This is a genomic window from Streptomyces sp. L-9-10, from assembly GCF_004151105.1.
In the GTDB taxonomy this organism is placed as follows: Bacteria; Actinomycetota; Actinomycetes; order Streptomycetales; family Streptomycetaceae; genus Streptomyces.
Map to the genome: position 1 here is coordinate 361028 of NZ_PHRF01000162.1, position 19232 is coordinate 380259.

The 19232-nt window shown below is 71.0% G+C and carries 18 protein-coding genes; 13 read left to right on the forward strand and 5 right to left on the reverse strand.

What is annotated here, in order from left to right; translation table 11 throughout:
- Nucleotides 1-25: 25 nt before the first annotated feature.
- The 6 genes from ribH to CU044_RS35155 all read left to right on the forward strand — a co-directional run bounded on the left by ribH (nt 26) and on the right by CU044_RS35155 (nt 5019).
- Entirely contained in the window at nt 26-538 is a 513-nt protein-coding gene (gene ribH / locus CU044_RS35130) for a 6,7-dimethyl-8-ribityllumazine synthase (RefSeq protein ID WP_129772776.1), read from the forward strand.
- A gap of 8 nt (nt 539-546) precedes the next feature.
- Nucleotides 547-819, forward strand: coding sequence for a phosphoribosyl-ATP diphosphatase (locus CU044_RS35135; protein WP_030355539.1), 273 nt, complete (start codon nt 547-549; stop codon nt 817-819).
- An 88-nt stretch (nt 820-907) separates the two neighbouring features.
- A complete protein-coding gene (hisG, locus tag CU044_RS35140; protein WP_129772777.1) occupies nt 908-1756 on the forward strand; it encodes an ATP phosphoribosyltransferase in 849 nt (282 codons plus the stop codon).
- Between the two features lie 111 nt (nt 1757-1867).
- Nucleotides 1868-2332, forward strand: a complete 465-nt coding sequence (locus tag CU044_RS35145; RefSeq protein WP_129772778.1) for a PH domain-containing protein — start codon at nt 1868-1870, stop codon at nt 2330-2332.
- Between the two features lie 210 nt (nt 2333-2542).
- Complete coding sequence (locus CU044_RS35150) at nt 2543-3919, forward strand: hemolysin family protein (protein ID WP_129772779.1); 1377 nt, start codon at nt 2543-2545, stop codon at nt 3917-3919.
- Nucleotides 3916-5019, forward strand: a complete 1104-nt coding sequence (locus tag CU044_RS35155) for a hemolysin family protein (RefSeq protein ID WP_240046012.1) — start codon at nt 3916-3918, stop codon at nt 5017-5019. Before CU044_RS35150 ends, CU044_RS35155 begins: the two co-directional genes overlap by 4 nt.
- Nucleotides 5020-5123: 104 nt before the next feature.
- On the opposite strand, the gene CU044_RS35160 is transcribed toward CU044_RS35155, so the two are convergent.
- Together CU044_RS35160 and CU044_RS35165 are read right to left on the reverse strand one after the other, a co-directional pair.
- The gene (locus CU044_RS35160) at nt 5124-7028 is read right to left on the reverse strand and encodes an AAA family ATPase (protein WP_129772780.1); all 1905 of its coding nucleotides are present in this window, start codon (nt 7026-7028) and stop codon (nt 5124-5126) included.
- 371 nt (nt 7029-7399) lie between these two features.
- Complete coding sequence (locus CU044_RS35165) at nt 7400-8029, reverse strand: hypothetical protein (RefSeq protein ID WP_129772781.1); 630 nt, start codon at nt 8027-8029, stop codon at nt 7400-7402.
- 253 nt (nt 8030-8282) lie between these two features.
- Between CU044_RS35165 and CU044_RS35170 the strand changes: the two genes are divergently transcribed.
- Nucleotides 8283-9683, forward strand: a complete 1401-nt coding sequence (locus CU044_RS35170; protein WP_129772782.1) for a peptidase C39 family protein — start codon at nt 8283-8285, stop codon at nt 9681-9683.
- Between the two features lie 127 nt (nt 9684-9810).
- The gene (locus CU044_RS35175) at nt 9811-10494 is read left to right on the forward strand and encodes a TetR/AcrR family transcriptional regulator (RefSeq protein WP_129772783.1); all 684 of its coding nucleotides are present in this window, start codon (nt 9811-9813) and stop codon (nt 10492-10494) included.
- A 75-nt stretch (nt 10495-10569) separates the two neighbouring features.
- On the opposite strand, the gene CU044_RS35180 is transcribed toward CU044_RS35175, so the two are convergent.
- On the reverse strand, nt 10570-11808 hold the full coding sequence (locus tag CU044_RS35180) for a glycoside hydrolase family 18 protein (protein WP_129772784.1): 1239 nt from the start codon (nt 11806-11808) through the stop codon (nt 10570-10572).
- Between the two features lie 352 nt (nt 11809-12160).
- Here CU044_RS35180 and CU044_RS35185 point away from each other — a divergent pair, with 352 nt between their 5' ends.
- On the forward strand, nt 12161-13333 hold the full coding sequence (locus tag CU044_RS35185) for an acyl-CoA dehydrogenase family protein (protein ID WP_129772785.1): 1173 nt from the start codon (nt 12161-12163) through the stop codon (nt 13331-13333).
- A 46-nt stretch (nt 13334-13379) separates the two neighbouring features.
- Here the strand turns inward: CU044_RS35185 and CU044_RS35190 are convergent, their stop codons facing one another.
- Nucleotides 13380-13778: a hypothetical protein gene (locus tag CU044_RS35190; RefSeq protein WP_129772786.1), complete on the reverse strand. Its 399-nt coding sequence runs from the start codon at nt 13776-13778 to the stop codon at nt 13380-13382.
- A 203-nt stretch (nt 13779-13981) separates the two neighbouring features.
- Here CU044_RS35190 and CU044_RS35195 point away from each other — a divergent pair, with 203 nt between their 5' ends.
- The 4 genes from CU044_RS35195 to fxsA all read left to right on the forward strand — a co-directional run bounded on the left by CU044_RS35195 (nt 13982) and on the right by fxsA (nt 18543).
- Nucleotides 13982-14422, forward strand: a complete 441-nt coding sequence (locus CU044_RS35195; RefSeq protein ID WP_129772787.1) for an Lrp/AsnC family transcriptional regulator — start codon at nt 13982-13984, stop codon at nt 14420-14422.
- Between the two features lie 368 nt (nt 14423-14790).
- A complete protein-coding gene (locus CU044_RS35200; RefSeq protein WP_129772788.1) occupies nt 14791-16425 on the forward strand; it encodes an amidohydrolase in 1635 nt (544 codons plus the stop codon).
- Between the two features lie 602 nt (nt 16426-17027).
- Nucleotides 17028-17888 (forward strand): polyprenol monophosphomannose synthase, encoded by an 861-nt coding sequence (locus tag CU044_RS35205; protein ID WP_129772789.1) that lies wholly within the window; start codon nt 17028-17030, stop codon nt 17886-17888.
- Nucleotides 17889-17943: 55 nt separating this feature from the next.
- Nucleotides 17944-18543: an FxsA family membrane protein gene (gene fxsA, locus CU044_RS35210; protein WP_129772790.1), complete on the forward strand. Its 600-nt coding sequence runs from the start codon at nt 17944-17946 to the stop codon at nt 18541-18543.
- A 122-nt stretch (nt 18544-18665) separates the two neighbouring features.
- Here the strand turns inward: fxsA and CU044_RS35215 are convergent, their stop codons facing one another.
- Nucleotides 18666-19040 (reverse strand): RNA polymerase-binding protein RbpA, encoded by a 375-nt coding sequence (locus tag CU044_RS35215; RefSeq protein ID WP_003959706.1) that lies wholly within the window; start codon nt 19038-19040, stop codon nt 18666-18668.
- Nucleotides 19041-19232: the final 192 nt, after the last annotated feature.

A 19232-nucleotide genomic window follows, 5' to 3' on the forward strand; every position in this document is an offset into this window, starting at 1 on the left:
GCAGCGAACAGCTTCGAGGAGAGACGTGAGCGGCAAGGGCGCACCCGAACTGAGTGTGAAGAACTGCGGAGACCTCCGGGTCGCCGTGATCGCGGCGCAGTGGCACGAACAGGTCATGGACGGCCTCGTCGACGGCGCCCTGCGGGCCCTGCGGGACCTCGGCATCGACGAGCCGACCCTGCTCCGCGTACCGGGCAGCTTCGAGCTTCCGGTCGTCGCGAAAGTGCTGGCGGGCCGCGGCTACGACGCGGTCGTCGCCCTCGGCGTCGTCATCAGGGGCGGTACCCCGCACTTCGAGTATGTGTGCCAGGGCGTGACGCAGGGCCTCACGCAGGTCTCCGTCGACACGGGTGTCCCGGTCGGCTTCGGCGTGCTGACCTGCGACACCGAGGAGCAGGCCCTCGACCGGGCCGGGCTCGAGGGCTCGCACGAGGACAAGGGGCACGAGGCGGTCACCGCCGCCGTCGCCACCGCGACCACCCTGCGGAGCATCGCCGAACCCTGGCGCCAGGGGGCCACGTCCGGCCGCGTAAAGTGACCCTCACCATGTCCAAGAAGACGTTCGAGGAGCTCTTCACCGAGCTCCAGCAGAAGGCCGCCGAGGGCGACCCCGCCACCTCCCGTACCGCCGAGCTGGTGGGCAAGGGCGTCCATGCCATCGGCAAGAAGGTCGTCGAAGAGGCGGCCGAAGTATGGATGGCCGCCGAGTACGAGGGCAAGGAAGCCGCCGCCGAGGAGATCTCCCAGCTCCTCTACCACGTCCAGGTGATGATGGTCGCGCGCGGAATCTCCCTCGACGACGTGTACGCCCATCTCTGATACGCCCATCTCCGAGCACACGCGTCACGTTTCGTCCCGTATCACCTGTTCTGTACAACAGCCCCTTCGCACAAAGGAATCCGACCTCATGCTGCGCATCGCCGTTCCCAACAAGGGTTCACTCTCAGGACCTGCGTCGGCGATGCTCCATGAGGCCGGCTACCAGCAGCGCAAGGAGTCCAAGGAACTCGTCCTGGTCGACCCGGACAACGAGGTGGAGTTCTTCTACCTCCGCCCGCGCGACATCGCGATCTATGTGAGTTCAGGACGGCTGGACATCGGCATCACCGGCCGGGATCTGCTGCTGGACTCCGGCGCCAACGCGGAGGAGATCCTTCCGCTCGGCTTCGCGCGCTCCACCTTCCGCTACGCCACCAAGCCCGGCACCGCGGGCGGCGTCGCGGACTTCGGCGGCATGACCGTCGCCACCTCGTACGAGGGCATCGTCGCCAAGCACCTCGCGGACAACGGCGTCGACGCCTCGGTCGTCCACCTGGACGGCGCGGTCGAGACCGCCATCGAGCTGGGTGTCGCCCAGGTCATCGCCGATGTGGTGGAGACCGGCACCTCGCTGCGCAACGCGGGCCTGGAAGTGATCGGCGAGCCGATCATGACGTCGGAGGCGGTCGTCATCCGCCGCAGCGGCGCCGACGGCGAGGAGCCCAAGGTGCAGCAGTTCCTGCGCAGGCTCCAGGGCGTCCTCGTGGCCCGTACGTACGTGATGATGGACTACGACTGCCGCGCCGAACACCTGGAGCGCGCCGTCGACCTCACCCCGGGCCTGGAGTCGCCGACCGTCTCCCCGCTGCACAACGAGGGCTGGGTCGCCGTCCGCGCGATGGTTCCGGCCAAGGAGGCACAGCGGATCATGGACGATCTGTACGAGCTGGGCGCCCGCGCCATCCTCACCACGGCCATCCACGCCTGCCGCCTCTGACCCGCGCCGGTCACCCGGCCACCGCACCCACTCCCGGAAGCCAGGGAACGTATGCCCGCCCCCGCGCCCCAGCCAGGTCCGTCCGGCCGGCCCGAACCGGAACCGTCCGGTGTGTCAGGTCCGTCCGGCCAGTCAGGTCCGCCCGCCCTTCCGGTCACCTTCCGGCCGACCCGTACCCGGGCCGTGCTGCTGACCGTCGGCGTGGTCATGTTCGCCGTCATCACGGCCATCGGCCTGGTACTCGACCAGCTGAGCGCGGGGGAGCGGATGAGCTTCATCTTCACGGCCCTGCTGTTCCTCGGGGTCCTGATGCTGCTCAGCCGCCCCAAGGCCGTGGCCGACGACACGGGAGTGACTGTCGTCAATATCACGCGCAGCCGCCGACTGGAGTGGGCCGAGATCCTGCGCGTCAATCTGCGCCCCGGCGACCCCTGGGTCTTCCTCGACCTCAGCGACGGCAGCAGCCTGCCTGTTCTGGCCATCCAGCCCGGAATCGCCAGGGCACACGCCATCCGTGACGCCCGCGCCCTGCGTGCGCTCGCCGACTCCCACTCCACCGCCGCCGGCCACGGCTGACCGTACGGCGCCCCATCCACGGCCGTACAGCACTGCCCTCTTCGCCGCTGTCTTGATTACTCTGGTGCCGGAGGCGCCGAGTGCGCCCCGCTCCGCATCCGACGGCCGCATCCGGCCCGCGGGGCACCTGCGACCCGAGGAGTGACTCCCTCCAGCAATGGACGGATCGTCCGGTAGTACCTGCGCCGCCCCCTTCGAAGAGGCGGCGGCATGACCATCCCCCTTCTGCTGCTCGCCGCGGCATTCCTTCTGATCCTCGCCAACGGATTCTTCGTGGCCGCCGAGTTCGGCCTCGTCACCGTGGACCGTCCCGACGCCGAACGCGCAGCCGCCGCGGGTGACCGCCGCGCCCGTACGGTCGTCAGGTCCCTGCGGGAACTGTCCTTCCAGCTCTCCGGCACCCAGCTGGGCATCACCATCACCTCGCTGGTCGTCGGCATGCTCGCCGAACCCGCGCTCGCCCAGCTGCTGGACGCCCCGCTCTCCGCGACCGGACTGCCCGAAGGGGCCGTCTCCGGGGTCGCGGTGGTGATCGGCATGCTGCTGGCCTCCGCCGTCCAGATGGTGATCGGCGAACTCGTCCCGAAGAACTGGGCGGTCTCCCGGCCGCTCCAGGTCGCGCGGTTCGTGGCGGGACCCCAGCATCTCTTCGCCACCGTGTTCCGGCCGGTGATCTCCCTGCTCAACACCGTCGCCAACCGGCTGGTCCGGCTGCTGGGCGTGGAACCGACCGACGAACTCGCCTCGGCCCGCACCCCCGGCGAACTGGTCTCCCTGGCCCGCCACTCCGCCCGCGCGGGCACCCTCGAACAGGACACCGCCGATCTGTTCGTACGGACCCTCTCACTCGGCCGGCTCACCGCGCAGCATGTGATGACCCCCCGGGTGAAGGTGAGCGCCCTCCAGGCCGACGCGACCGCCGCGGACGTCCTCAACCTCACCCGGGCCACCGGTCTGTCCCGCTTCCCCGTCTACCGGGAGCGCATCGACGAGATCGTGGGCATGGTGCATCTCAAGGACGCGCTCGCGGTCCCGGTGGAGCGGCGGCTGCGCACCCCGGCCGGCCGGATCGCCGTACCGGCCCTGCTGGTCCCCGAGACCCTGCCCGTGCAGCAGCTCCTCGAACGGCTGCGCAGCGAGCAGCCGATAGCCATCGTGGTCGACGAGTACGGCGGTACGGCCGGTGTCGTCACCCTGGAGGACATCATCGAGGAGCTGGTCGGCGAGGTGCGCGACGAGCACGACGCCGAGGGCGACGGACGGCCGGAACTGGCCGCCGTCGCGGCCGAGGACGGCCGCCCCGCCTGGGACGCCGACGGCAGCGCCCGGGTCCTCACCCTGCGGCGGATCGGACTCGACGTACCCGAGGGACCGTACGAGACCCTCGCCGGCCTCGTCGCCGATCTGCTGGGCCGTATCCCGGCCCCCGGCGACCGGGCGGAACTGCCGGGCTGGCGGCTCTCCGTACGCCAGGTGGACCGCTACCGGGCCGAGCGGGTCCGGCTGGTACGTACCGCCGAGCTTCCGGCGGGCACCCCGGCCGACCAGCGGGCCTGCGTCCCGGCGATGGCGGAGGGGCCCCGATGAGCGCCCTGCAACTCGTCTTCGCCCTGCTGCTCGTCCTGGCCAACGGCTTCTTCGTCGGAGCCGAGTTCGCCCTCGTCTCCGTACGCCGCAGCCAGATCGAACCGCACGCCGCACGAGGCTCCGCGCGGGCCAGACAGGTGCTGCACGGTCTGGAGAACCTGCCGCAGATGATGGCGGCCGCGCAGTTCGGCATCACCGTCTGCTCCCTGACGCTCGGCGCGGTCGCCGAGCCCACGGTGGCGCATCTGCTGGAGCCCGTCTTCCACGCAGCCCATGTGCCCGAGGGACTGATCCATCCGCTGGGCTATGTCATAGCCCTCGCGCTGGTCGTCTTCCTGCATCTGGTCATCGGCGAGATGGTCCCGAAGAACCTCGCCATGGCCGCGCCCGAGAAGACCGCGCTCTGGTTCAGCCCCGGCCTGGTCGGTTTCGCCCGGCTGTGCCGCCCGGTGACGGCCGGCCTCGGCGCCTGCGCCCGGCTGGTGCTGCGGGCCTTCCACGTCGAGCCCAAGGACGAGGTGGAGGCGGTCTTCACCAGCGAGCAGCTCAACCGGCTCGTCGAGGACTCGGGCCAGGCGGGACTGCTCGAACCGGAGGCGCAGGAACGGCTGGAGGACGCCCTGGAGCTGGGCAGCCGCCCGGTCACGGACGTACTCCTGACCCGTGCCTCCCTGGTGACGGTGACCCCCGCGGTCACCCCGCGCGAGATCGAGGAGCTGACGGTACGCACCGGCTACTCCCGCTACCCGGTCTGCGCGGAGGGCGGAGGGGCCTTCATGGGGTATCTGCATGTCAAGGACGTCCTCGATCTGGAAGCCGGCGAACGCGCCGTGCCGCAGCACATCTGGCGGCCGATGGCGACGCTGCGGGCGGAACTCCCGCTGGACGACGCGCTCACCGTGATGCGCCGCGCGGCCTCGCATCTGGCGCAGGTCGCGGACGCGTCCGGCCGGGTGCTCGGTCTGGTGGCCCTGGAGGACGTCCTGGAAATGCTGGTCGGTGAGGTACGCGACCCGTCCCACCGGGCGACGGCGGCGCCGAAGCCGGCCCTGGTGGGTGAGCAGCGCACGGACCAGTCCGATCAGGTCCTGGCGCGCTGACGGGGCAGTCCACGGCAGGCGGCGCGCCCGAGGCGGATGAGCCGACGGCGCGCCGCCGTCGAAGGAGAGGCCGAGCTCGATGCGCGCGGCTCGATGTACGGACCTCAGGCGGGCGGCATGTCCTGGGGGCCGCGGTTCGCCGGGCCGCGCCCCGAGAGCACCTCGCCGTACGCCTGCATCAGATCGGGCAGCCGCAGCGTCGCCAGATCGTCGCGGGTCGGCGTCCCGCTGTACCCGGAGAGCCGCAGATCGCGGTACGCGCAGCTCTTCTCGTACAGCGTCCGCACGAAGCGGCCGTTGCCCAGCTCGTCGATCCATCCCTGGTCCACGACATGGCCGCTGATCGAGCGCAGCTCGTCCGCCGCCTCCTCGTCCCAGACGTCGCCGTTCTCCGCGGCCAGCACGCCGCCGATGGCGGTCAGTTCCAGCGGCCGGTAGCTGGGGAAGTCGACGCGGCTGGTGAAGCGTGAGGAGAGGCCCGGATTGGCGGCGAGCAGCCGGTCCATGCCCTCCGGATAGCCGGCCAGGATGACCACGAGATGGTCGCGGTTGTCCTCGGCGCGCTTCAGCAGCACCTGAAGGGCCTCGTCACCGTACGCGTCGCCCTTGCTGTAGCCCGAGTTGGAGAGGCTGTACGCCTCGTCGACGAAGAGCACCCCGCCGATCGCCGAGTCGATCAGCTCATTCGCCTTGACGGCGGTCTGGCCCAGGAACTCGCCCACCATGTCGGCCCGCTGGGCCTCGACCAGATGGTCCCCGCCGAGCAGCCCCAGGGCGTAGAAGATCCGCCCGAGGATCCGGGCCACGGTCGTCTTGCCGGTGCCGGAGGGGCCGGAGAAGACAAAGTGACGTTTCGGCGGCTGGACGGGCAGCCCCTGTCCGGCCCGCAGCCGCGCCATGTGCAGCTGCGCCGTCGCCGCCTTGACCTGCCGTTTCACCGGCTCCAGACCGACCATCCGCTCCAGCTCGGCGAGCGCCTCGGCGAGCAGCGCCGGATCGGTCGGGCCGTCCGGGAAGCGCGGCGGAGCGGGGGCCGCGGGCGGCGGGGCCTTCTCCCGTACGCCTTCGCGTGCCGGGGGCGGGGTGACCCCGCCCAGCTGGGGCTGGACCTCGTTGCCGATCCGTACGTCGGAGCCGACCGAGCCCTCCGGTTCGCCCCCGGACTCCGCCGTGTCCGCCGCGTCCTGGCCGAGCCCCGCGCGCGCGACCGAGGCGATCCCCACCGGATCGTCCGGCCCTTCGTACCCGTCGGAATCGGTGATCGCGGCGAGCCGGGCCGCGGTGTCCATGAACGCCGGATCGAGCCGGTGCACGGCCCGGTAGAGCGGCAGCGCGGCGGCGCTGCGTCCGGTGCCCTCATGGGCGCGGGCCAGCCAGTACCGCAGTTCCTTGCGCTGCGGCTGTTCGCTGCGGCAGCGCATCAGCGCGGTGGACAGCAGCGGCTCCGCCTGCCCGTACATCTCCAGCCGCACCCGCGCCATCCCGCCGAAGAGCCCGGCCTCGATCCCCAGCAGCGGGTCATGGACCAGCGGTTCGGTGTGGCGCACCAACTGGTCCCAGTCCTTGACCAGATAGGCGCGGCAGGCGTGCAGGAAGCGCACCTGCGGATCGGCGTCCACCGGCGGCAGACCCGCGAGGGCCCGGTCCAGCTCCGGCACATGGCGGCCGTCCAGCCAGTGCGAGGCATGGGCGAGCAGCAGATCACGCCCGCTCTCCAGCACCGGCTGCACCCACCAGCCGAGCCAGTACCAGGAGTTGAGGGTGCGGCGGTGGCGGGAGCGCTGCTCGCCGAAGCGGTCGCGGTGGCGGTACATCCGCAGCAGGGCGGTGGTGGTGTCGACGCGCAGCGCGTGCAGCCCGAGCCAGCCGTCGGCCATCCCGGGGTCGAGCCGTACGGCGGTCCTGAACTCTTCCTCCGCCTGGGGATAGGCCCCCATCGTGTAGGCGTCCACACCGCGCACCCAGGCGAGGTCGGCCGGGGCCTGTGTGCCCTGCGCGCCGATATCCATCAGGTCCCCCACAAACCGTGCCCCCGGAATGTCCCGCCGGGCGGGCGCCCGCCGGCAGCGTGCCGAACCACCTTGTCGCGGACGGGAATTGACCGCACCGAGAGGCATCGTACCTGCGCAGAGGGTGTGCGACTAAGGGCACCGCAGCGTGGGCGGAGCGGTGACCCAGGGTGAGCGCGGGAGGGGTACGGCACGGGTGAAGGGGCGTCGAACAGGTGCGAAGGGCAGAACGAAGCCCCCGATCACGGGGGAACAACCGGGGGCTTCGCGTCTGCGGCGGCTCCGAAAAGCCGCACATTAAGAACGTAAGACCTGTCCGGCCCCTCGGTCAAGCCGAGTTGGGCACTCTCCCGGGGTCGATTTCCGACTGCTCAGTATGGAGGCGGAAGCTGATCACACTGTGTGACGGTTTGGTCCGCCCTCGCGGTCGTCACCGGCCCCGTGCGTATCAGGTACCCCGTCTGTCGCTCGGTTACCAGGGCATCGGCGAAGGGCCGCGAGGGGTCGGCCGAGAAATGGCGTGTCTCCGCCGTCGTCCACGCGTCCCAGAAGGCGGACAGCGCGGGCCCGTCGCGCCGCCGGCCCCGCTCCCAGGACTCCTCCGCGCCCCGGTCCATCCAGAAGAGCCGGGCGAGACACGGCCGGAGCGCCCGCCGCCCGGCCCCCACGCCCTCGATGATCACCACGGGGGCGGGCGGCAGCGGACGCGGCGCGGTGAACCGCCGCAGCGTCCAGTCGTACGGCGCGTAGCGCGCGCTCACGCCGCGCGAGAGCGGCTCGATGACCTGCGACCTCAGCCGTTCCACCCACGCGAAGAACTGCTCATGGGCCGCCAGGTCGTCGAGCCGCAGTACGGGCGCTCCGTCCAGCTCCGCCGACAGCCGCGTCGCGAAGGTGGTCTTGCCGGAGCCCGCGTGCCCGTCGACCGCGATCAGCCGGACGGGACCACAGGAGGGCGGCAGCGCGCGCAGGGCGGTGGCCGGTTCGGTCAGGTCGTTCATCCGTCCCACCCTACGAGGCCGCGTCCCAGGCGGCCCGGCGCGGTCGCCGCCGCAGGTCACGTCACCGGTGAAGACCAATATTGGTGGGCCGACGCGGTCCGAATCGCTGGCAGAGGCCCACCGCGAACCGCGATAGTGGACGACTGTCGAACCGCCGTCATCTCTCCGCGCTCTCCCGTATCCCCGGCGTTCTCACCGTTCCCAGCGTTCCGAACGTTCTCACCGCTCTCTCCGCCTTCGACCGGAGGTTCTCATGACCAGCCCCACCTCACGCAGAACCGTGCTGGCCGCCGCGCTCGCGGCTGTCGCGGGCACCGGGGCGGCGGGCGCGGTCCCGGCCGCCGCCGCTTCCGCCCCTACCCGGGACCCGGCCCCCGCCTCACCCCCCTCGACCTCGACGGCTCCCACCGGGGCGAAACCTCTTGTGGACAACGCCTTCTGGACCTCGTACGCCGACTGGCGCGCCGGTACCGCGAAGGGCACTCGCGCGGTGTCCGGCACCCGGCCCTCGCTGGTGATTGGTGTCCCCGCCGGGCGCACCGACTACGCCGATCCGCACACCGGTACGACCACCACCTGGGAGTACGGGACCTGGACCTCACCCCTGCACCGCTCGAAGGTCCCCGCCACCGAGGTGATCGCCTCCTGGAACGCCAGGACGCCGGCCGGCACCTGGCTCCAGATCGAACTGCGCGGCCAGTACGCCGACGGCACCGAGACGCCCTGGTACGTGCTGGGCCGCTGGACCTCGGGCGACGGCGAGGGCGACATCCGGCGCACGTCCCTCGACGGCCAGACCGACGGGCGCAGCAGCATCTGGACCGACACCTTCTCGGTGGACGACCCGGCGAGCGGGCTGCGTCTCGCCTCGTACCGGCTGCGGCTCACCCTTTACCGCAGGCCCGGCACCACGCTCACGCCGGTCGTGCACCGGGCGGGCGCGATGGCCTCCGACGTCCCGGACCGGTTCACCGTCCCCGCGTCCGAGCCCGGTCTCGCCCGCGAGCTGACCGTGCCGCGCTACTCGCAGAACATCCACACCGGGCAGTACCCCGAGTACGACAACGGCGGCGAGGCCTGGTGCAGCCCCACCTCCTCGCAGATGATCATCGAGTACTGGGGGCGCCGGCCCACCGCCGAGGACCTCGCCTGGGTGAACCCGGACTTCGCCGACCCCCAGGTCTGCCACGCGGCCCGGTTCACCTACGACTACCAGTACGAGGGGTGCGGCAACTGGCCCTTCAACGCCGCGTACGCCACCACCTACCGGGACATGAGCGCGGCCGTGACCCGGCTGGGCTCGCTCACCGACGTGGAGACCCTCATCCGCGCCGGTATCCCCGTGATCACCTCGCAGTCCTTCCTCAAGGAGGAGCTGACGGGGGCGGGTTACGGCACCGCGGGCCATCTGATGACCGTGATCGGTTTCACCGCCGAGGGCGATGTGATCGCCAATGACCCCGCCTCGCCGGACAACCCCGCCGTACGCCGTGTCTACCGGCGCGTGGAATGGGAGAACATCTGGCTCAGGACCAAGCGGTACAACGCCTCGGGCAAGGTGACCTCCGGCACGGGCGGCGTCTGCTACGTCTACTGGCCCGCCGCGCCGGACGCGGCTCAGCGCCGGGCCCTGCGGTCGGTGGGCCTGCTCTGACGCGTCGCCCTCCCCTGCGGCCGGAGGAACGATCCCCTCCGGCCGCTCGTGGCGGCCCGGGGACTCTCTGCGATACTGCGGGCGATCGTGCGCACACCCCGTGGCAGCCGGAGACCAGGACGCGAATGTGAATCGCAGTGAACAGCGCGGCAGCTCCGAACGCTCCCAGGCCCGGCGCTCCGAACTCATCGCGACCGGCCGGAAGTTGTTCGCCGACACCTCGTACGACGCGCTGTCGATGGACGACATAGCCCAGCACGCCGGGGTCGCCAAGGGGCTGATCTACTACTACTTCAAGAACAAGCGCGGCTACTACCTCGCCATCGTCGAGGACTCGGTCGCCGAACTCGTCTCGCTCGCCTCGGGCGGCGCCGAACTCCCGCGCACCCAGCGCGTACAGCGCACCGTCGAGGCCTATCTGAGCTTCGCCCAGTACAACGAGGCGGCGTACCGCACCATCATCACGGGCGGCGTCGGCTTCGACACCCAGGTCCAGGCGATCCGCGACGCCGTACGGACGGGCCTGGTCTCCACGGTCGCCCAGGGCGCGTACGGCCGCTCCGACATCCCGCCGATCGCCCGGCTCGCCCTGCTCGGCTGGCTCAGCAGCGTCGAGTGGCTCACGCTCGAATGGCTGGAGTACCAGCAGGACCTGCCCAGGGAGATCCCGCGCGATCTGCTCGTACGGATGCTGCGCCACACGCTGGACACGATCGAGGAGTTCTCCCCGGAGTGCCCCGCGCCGCCGCAGGACCTCGACTGGCGCCCCGTCACCGGCCTCGACGCGAGCCAGGAGTCCCCGCGGGCATGAAGTCGCCGGGGGCGGGGGCCTCTGAGGCTCTCCCCGCCCCCGACGGGCCGGTCGCGCGATCGCGTCGCGCAGGCTCTAGTCGATCGACTTGATCAGCTCACCGTCGGTGGTGTCGCCGCTCAGCTCCCAGAAGAAGGTGCCGCCCAGCCCCTGCTGGTTCTTGTACGCCATCTTCCCGGCGATGGTCGCGGGGGTGTCGTAGCTCCACCACTGGTTGCCGCAGAAGGCGTACGCGGTGCCTCCGACCGTGCCGTTGGCCGGGCAGGAGGTCTTCAGGATCTTGTAGTCCTCGATGCCCGCCTCGTACTTCCCCGGCGCCGCGCCCGCCGCGGTGCCGCCCGGCTCCTTCTGTGTGACGCCGGTCCAGCCGCGCCCGTAGAAGCCGATGCCCAGCAGCAGCTTCTCGGACGGGACACCGAGCCCCTTGAGCTTGCTGATGGCCGCGTCGGAGTTGAAGCCCTCGGTCGGGATGCCCGGGTAGGACGTGAGCGGTGAGTGCGGGGCCGTGGGGCCCTGCGCCGCGAACGCGCCGAAGAAGTCGTACGTCATCGGGTTGTACCAGTCGAGGTACTGCGCCGCCCCCGCGTAGTCGGCGGCGTCGATCTTCCCGCCGTCCGAGCCGTCGGCGGTGATGGCCGCCGTCACCAGGTCGGAACCGAACTCGGTGCGCAGCGCGGAGGCCAGGTTCCTGAACGCGTCACGACCACTGGAGTCACAGGTCAGACCGCAGGCGTTGGGGTACTCCCAGTCGACGTCGATCCCGTCGAAGACATCGGCCCAGCGCGGGTCCTCGACCAGCGCGCGGCAGGACTGCGCGAACGCGGCCGGGTTCTTCGCCGCTTCGGTGAAGCCACCGGACCAGGACCAGCCGCCGAAGGACCAGATCACCTTGAGACCGGGGTGCTGCGCCTTGAGCTTGCGCAGCTGGTTGAAGTTGCCGCGCAGCGGCTGGTCCCAGGTGTCGGCGACGCCGTCGACGGACTGGTCGGCGGTGTACGCCTTCTCGTAGTCGGCGTAGGAGTCGCCGATCACGCACTTGCCGCCGGTCACATTGCCGAACGCGTAGTTGATATGCGTGAGTTTGGCGGCAGAGCCGGAGGTCTCAATGTTCTTGACGTGGTAATTCCGGTCGTAGACACCCCAGTTGGTGAAGTAGCCGACCACCTTGTTGCCTGCCGCGGCAGCCGTGGCGGGGGCGGCCTCACCGGCGGACGCGCTGCCCGCTCCGGACAGCAGGGTCACGCCGAGGACGGCGGTACACGCGGCGGCGATCAGCGCACGGAACCGGGCGCGGGGACGGTGGAGTCTGAGCACGGGATCTCCTCGTGGGGGAGGAAGAGCGAGTGGGGGGCAGCGAAGTCATGGCGTCGACTTGGCATGAACGCGAAATGCGTTGGGGTGGACGTTAGAAGGACTAGACCACTGGGGTCAATGGTTCGGACCAAGTTCGGACCGGCCAGTGGCCACTTCCCGCCCGTGACGGAAGGGCGCCCGATCGGGCATACTCCAACGCGCCACAGTCACTGATCAGCCGCTTCCGTGATCCGGAGGTGCAGCATCGGCTGGGCACCACTGCCGTCCGGGGGCACCCCCGGACTCCAGCCGGCGGCGCCGCCACACCCCGCGTGCGCGCCGCCGCAGCGCCCGACAGGGAGGAGAGCGCCGTATGCCCGACCGTGCCCCGCAACCGGTGGAACGCCAGCTGCCCACCGAGGAGTCCCAGGATCTCGTCGCCCTCGTACGCGACATCGTCCAGCGGGAGATCGCTCCCAAGGCGGCCGAGGAGGAGGACGCCGGGCACTTCCCCCGCGAAGTCTTCACCCTCCTCTCCGCGTCCGGACTGCTCGGCCTCCCCTATGACTCCGCCCATGGCGGCGGGGACCAGCCGTACGAGGTCTACCTCCAGGTACTCGAAGAACTCGCCGCCGCCCGGCTCACCGTCGGCCTCGGCGTCAGCGTCCACTCCCTCGCCTGCCACGCCCTCGCCGGCTACGGAACGAAGGACCAGCAGGCCGAGCACCTCCCCGCCATGCTGGGCGGCGGCCTCCTCGGCGCCTACTGCCTCTCCGAGCCCGCCTCCGGCTCGGACGCGGCCTCGCTCCGCACCAAGGCCGTACGGGACGGCGACGACTGGGTCATCACCGGCACCAAGGCCTGGATCACCCACGGCGGCATCGCGGACTTCTACACCGTGCTCGCCCGCACCGGGCAGGAGGGCGCCCGGGGCATCACGGCCTTCCTCGTCCCCGGCGACGCCCCCGGACTGAACGCGGCAGCCCCTGAGAAGAAGATGGGCATGAAGGGCTCGCCCACCGCCCAACTCCACTTCGACGGCGTACGGGTGGCCGACGACCGCCGCATCGGCGACGAGGGCCAGGGCTTCGCCATCGCGCTCTCCGCCCTCGACTCGGGCCGCCTCGGCATCGCCGCCTGCGCCATCGGACTCGCCCAGGCGGCCCTGGACGAAGCCGTCGGATACGCCACGGGACGGCGGCAGTTCGGCAAGCCCATCGCGGACTTCCAGGGACTGCGCTTCCTGCTCGCCGACATGGCCACCAGGATCGAGGCCGGCCGCGCGCTCTACCTCGCCGCCGCCCGGCTGCGCGACGCGGGCCGCCCGTTCTCCCAACAGGCCGCCATGGCCAAGCTGTTCTGCACGGACGCCGCGATGCAGGTCACCATCGACGCCGTACAGGTGCTCGGCGGCTACGGCTACACCGCGGACTTCCCGGCGGAGCGTTATATGCGTGAGGCGAAGGTGCTCCAGATCGTCGAGGGCACCAACCAGATCCAGCGCATGGTGATCGCCCGCCACCTGGCGGGCCCCGAATCCCGCTGACCACCGCGCGCACGCTGACGGGCGGTCAGCGTGCGCGCCGGGAGAGCTACGCCGCGTGCCGCTGGAGGGCCGGCACCTTGAACGGGCGTGAGCCGGGACCGCCGACATGCGAGAACGGTTGCGTCCGCCAGTCGAGCCCCTGCGGCAGCGTCAGCAGCAGCGCGGTGTCCTGCTCCTGAGCCTCGGACGACGCGTCGGCGGCCGGAGCCTCCGACGCCGAACGGCCCGTACCGGCACAGACCGAGAGTACGAACGGATTCCACGGGGAAGGGCACAGCGCGTGCTCCGGCAGGACATCCTCGTCCGCCAGCAACGCGATTGGCTGCGCACAGTCCGGGCAGACGACCCGGTACATCTCGAAGGTGTCGTAGAAGTCGAGTTCGTCGGCGTCGACGAGCTCAACGGGCTCCGGTTCGGTACGTCCGGCGCGCTTCAGGCTCTGCATGGAGACATTCCCCCTCGGGTGGGCCGACCAGGCTCTTGTGGTCTCGACCACAGCAAGCAATTCCCGTCGCGCGAGCCGGGTAACCGTAAGGTCTCGACCGACCCGCCCAGAGGCCTGTGGTCTTCGTCACACGCCCCCTCGCGGGGCTCTTCGGCTCACTCCCGACTGTGCTGGAAGCGGCCCGGGGCAATAGGTTGATCCGCATGGAGGAGCTGGATCGTCAGATCGTGGAATTGCTTGTCAAGGACGGCCGGATGAGCTACACCGACCTGGGCAAGGCCACCGGCCTGTCCACCTCGGCGGTGCATCAGCGCGTACGCCGGCTGGAGCAGCGAGGCGTCATCCGCGGCTACGCCGCGGTGGTCGACCCGGAGCAGGTCGGGCTCCCCCTCACCGCGTTCATCTCGGCCAAACCGTTCGACCCCAGCGCCCCCGACGACATCGCCGACCGGCTCGCCGAAATCCCCGAGATCGAGGCGTGCCACAGCGTGGCGGGCGACGAGAACTACATCCTCAAGGTCCGGGTGGCGACCCCTCTGGCCCTGGAACACCTGCTCACCCGCATCCGCAGCCTGGCCGGAGTCTCCACCCGCACGACGGTGGTGCTCTCCACCCCCTACGAGTCCCGCCCACCCAGTCTTTAATTTTTTGAGGGCTCGGTTCGCCTCCGGAAAGACCGCACCCGGAACGAATCGGCACCCCACCCCGACCTCCACCAGGGGCGGGCAGTGGGGGGCGACCACCGGGGGGAGGGGGTCGGGGGCGTAGGAGGTGCGTGTCCGGACACTGAAGCGTGATGTGTGGCGCGCGGACGCCCGAACCATCGTCGGGGCGGAGTCGCGCCGTAAATCGTGCCGTCCGGACATGTGCCTCCGGAGGCCCCGGCCCCCGGCACCACAACGGCGCACCCGCACCCCCACTGCACCCCGCACCCCCCGCCGGAGGCGCACCGCACCCGCACCACGACGAACCCCCCGCCGGACGGCGCACCGCACCGCGCGACACTGTCCCCATGACCAACCGCACCGCCCCGGCCCACCGCACCACCCTCCTCCGCCGCGGCGAAGTCCACAGCCCCGCCGACCCCTTCGCCACCGCCATGGTCGTAGAACGCGGCCACGTCGCCTGGGTGGGCTCCGAAGGCGCCGCGGATTCCTTCGCCTCCGGCGTCGACGAGGTCATCGACCTCGAAGGCGCGCTCGTCACCCCCGCGTTCACCGACGCCCACGTACACACCACCGCCACCGGCCTCGCCCTCACCGGTCTCGACCTGTCCGGCGCCCGGACCCTGCCGGAGGCGCTGGACCTCGTACGGGACCACCGCACCGCCCACCCCGGCGACCGGATTTTGCTCGGCCACGGCTGGGACTCCGCCCGGTGGCCCGAGCAGCGCCCCCCGTCGCGTGCCGAACTCGACGACGCGGCCGGCGGCCGGCCGCTCTATCTGACGCGGATCGACGTGCACTCCGCGGTCGTGACCACCGCCCTGCTCGATCTGGTCCCCGGCGTCACCTCGCTGACCGGCTATCACCCGGACGCGCCGCTGACGGCCGCCGCCCACCACGCCGTGCGCGCCGCCGCCCACGGGTCGGTCAGCGCGCGCCAGCGCACCGAGGCACAGCGGGCGGCCCGCGCCCGCGCCGCCTCGCTCGGCATCGGCTCGCTCCATGAGTGCGGCGGCCCGGAGATCTCCGACGAGGAGGACTTCACCGCACTGCTGCGGCTGGCCGAGGACGAGCCGGGGCCACGGATCCACGGCTACTGGGCCGAAAGGATCACCGACGAGAAGGGCGCCCGGCGTGTCCGGGAGCTGGGTGCCGCCGGAGCCGCGGGTGATCTCTTCGTCGACGGCTCCCTCGGCTCCCACACCGCCTCCCTGCGCGAGCCCTACGCCGACGCCGCCCACACCGGTACCGCCCAGCTCGACGCCGCCGCGATCGCGGCGCATGTCGCCATCTGTACCGAGGCCGGGCTCCAGGCCGGTTTCCACGCCATCGGCGACGCCGCGATCAGCGCCGTCGTCGAGGGTGTGCGCGCCGCCGCCGAGCGCGTGGGCCTCGCCCGTATCAGGGCGGCCAGGCACCGTGTCGAGCACGCCGAGATGCTCACCCCCGCGACCGTCGCGGCCTTCGCCGAGCTGGGCCTCACCGCCTCCGTTCAGCCGGTCTTCGACGCGTTCTGGGGCGGCACCGACGGTATGTACGCCCGGCGGCTCGGCGCCGACCGCGCCCGTACGCTCAACCCGTACGCCGCGCTGCTGCGCGCCGGCGTGCCGCTGGCGTTCGGCTCCGACAGCCCCGTCACCCCGCTGGACCCCTGGGGCACCGTCAGAGCCGCCGCCTTCCACAACACCCCCGAACACCGGATCTCGGTACGGGCGGCCTTCACCGCCCACACCCGTGGCGGCCGGCGGGCCATGGGGCGGGACGACGCGGGTACGCTCGTGCCCGGCGCCCCCGCCGACTACGCCGTGTGGCGGACGGAGGAGCTGGTGGTCCAGGCCCCCGACGACCGGGTGGCCCGCTGGTCCACCGATCCGCGCTCGGGGACGCCGGGTCTGCCCGATCTGACGCCCGGCCGACCGCTGCCCGAATGTCTGCGGACCGTCGTCTCCGGACAAACGGTCTTCCTGCGACCGAACGAGTGACGTACGGACATTTCGTGCCGCCGCCCGATGCCCGCCGGCCTCTGCCGCGACCTGCGGATCTTCCCCACTGACCTGGTGATTTGGGTCAACACCGCAGGTCAAACGACTATTGACAGTAAGCAGCCACCGGCGGGTAGGTTCGGCCGGGTCCACCACAGGACGTCCGTCCGGCAGCCTCCACGCAGTCGTCGAACGCCACTGGGTCATGGGGCGGTGTGCCGCACCGGCGCACCACCACTGGGAGCCAGGTCCAGCAGTCGCGTCTCGGGGGCGAGGGAAGGTTTCAGCCGGTCGGCAGGTGCGACCCCGGATGGGGCCCGGCGTTCAGTAGACAACGGCTTTCGGTCGACCCGCAGCCAGCGGGTCCCAGGTCGGCCCGAAGGACGCCGGGTCCCGATCCGCAGCAGGTGATTCCTTCCGCTTCCCCCGGTTCCCTCCGGTTTCCCTCCGCCGGTCTGTGTTCCGTAACAAGATCTCCGGTTCCGTCCGCCATCTCCGGACATCACCGCCCATCCCCACCGACACAGGGTCACCACGGTGGTCGTCGGCCATGGCGTGCTCGCTAAGCTGGGGCACCTGCGTACGGCGATTAAGGGGCAGCAGTGAACGACGGTGGCCAGAGGCGGTACGGCCCGCTCGGTACAGCCTTGGTGATCATCCCGACCTTCAACGAGGCCGAGAACATCAGGACCATCGTCACCCGCGTGCGCGCCGCGGTGCCGGAGGCCGACATCCTCATCGCCGACGACAACAGCCCCGACGGCACCGGCAAGATCGCCGATGAACTGGCCGCCGAGGACAGCCATGTGAAGGTCCTGCACCGCAGGGGCAAGGAAGGGCTCGGTGCCGCCTATCTCGCGGGCTTCCGCTGGGGCATCGAGCACGACTACGGCGTCCTCGTCGAGATGGACGCCGACGGCTCCCACCAGCCCGAGGAACTGCCCCGGCTGCTGACCGCGCTGAAGGGCGCCGATCTGGTGCTCGGCTCGCGCTGGGTGCCGGGCGGACGGGTCGTCAACTGGCCCAGGACCCGTGAGCTGATCTCCCGCGGCGGCAGCACCTACTCACGTGTCCTGCTCGGCGTCCCGATCCGCGATGTCACCGGCGGCTACCGGGCGTTCCGCAGGGAGACCCTGGAGCGGCTCGGCCTCGACGCCGTCTCGTCCCAGGGGTACTGCTTCCAGGTCGATCTGGCCCGTCGCGCGATCGAGGCGGGCTGCCATGTGGTCGAGGTGCCCATCACCTTCGTCGAACGCGAACTCGGCGACTCCAAGATGAGCAAGGACATCCTCGTCGAGGCGCTGTGGCGGGTCACGGCCTGGGGCGTCGAGTCCCGGACGAACCGGCTGCTCGGCCGGAAGCCCGCCGGGTCCACCGGCGCCCGCCCGACTGGTACTGGCCCGACCGCGGCCGGACCGACCGGGACCGGATCCACCGGAACCGGATCCGCCGGATCCGCTTGATCATTCCGGTCGTCCCCATACGCCATCCGGACGCGTCCCCAGGCACACTGGGAGTATGACGACCGCGCAATCGCCCCGGACCGTTCCCAAGCGCTCACGCGCCCGAACTTTCATCCCGCTGGGCGTCGCCGCCTGGCTCGTGCTGGAGATCTGGCTGCTGACCGTGGTGGCCGATGTGGCGGGCGGTCTGACCGTCCTGCTGCTGCTCGTGGGCGCGGTCGTACTCGGCGCGGTGGTCATCAAGAGCGCCGGCCGCCGCGCCTTCCGCAATCTCACCGAGACCCTGCAACGGCAGCAGCAGCGACAGCCGGGCGAGCCGACCGAGACCGAGAGCGGCACCGGCAGCACAGGCAATGGTTTCCTGATGCTCGGCGGCCTGCTGATCATGCTGCCGGGGCTGATCACCGACCTCTTCGGGCTGCTCCTGCTCATCCCGCCGGTACGGATGGCGCTCAGCCGCTACACGGAGCGGTCGTTGGAGCGCCGGATGCGTGCCGCCGCCGTGCCGGGCAGCCTCGGCGACGCCTTCCAGCAGGCCCGGATGCGCCAGCCGGACGGCAAGGTGGTCCAGGGCGAGGTCATCAAGCACGACGACGAGGGGCGGAGCCCCCACCACCCCGGGGACGAGGGCCCGCGCCCGCCGCTCACCCCGTGAGCTCCCGGCAGGGCACACCAAAGCGGTAGGGCACACCAAAGCCGCGGGCCGCGTCACACAGGGAGTGTGACGCGGCCCGCGGCTTTGGTGCTGTTCGCTGTTCGTATGCGGTGGTTACGCGGTCAGGCGGACTTCCGGCTGTCCCGCGGATGCACGGCGATGTTCATGGCGCCGGAGCGCAGGACGGCCAGCCTCTCGGCCAGCACCTCCTCCAGCTCCTCGCGGGTGCGCCGCTCCATGAGCATGTCCCAGTGCGTACGCGCAGGCTTGCCCTTCTTCTCTTCGGGGCCATCCCCGTCCACCAGGAGTGCCTGGGCGCCACACGCCTTGCACTCCCACTCCGGCGGAATTTCCGCCTCTACCGAGAACGGCATCTCAAATCGATGGCCGTTCTGGCATGCGTACTCCACCGCCTGGCGCGGGGCCAGATCGATGCCGCGGTCCGTCTCGTAGCTGGTAACCACGAGTCGCGTGCCGCGGAGAGCTCGCTCACTCATGAATCGTGCCTCCCGGGCTTGTCGCCCACAGGACAGGTGTCGCTGTCGTCGTCATCCGGTCAACGTCCGGTCGGCGGTAAAGATTCCCGTTCCGGGTCATGCGTCGCCCGTCTGTGCCGCTGGTCATTCCAGGATTGCGTACCCACCAGCGCCCGGTTTGTCACATCTAACGGGAGATGTCACCCAGCGTTT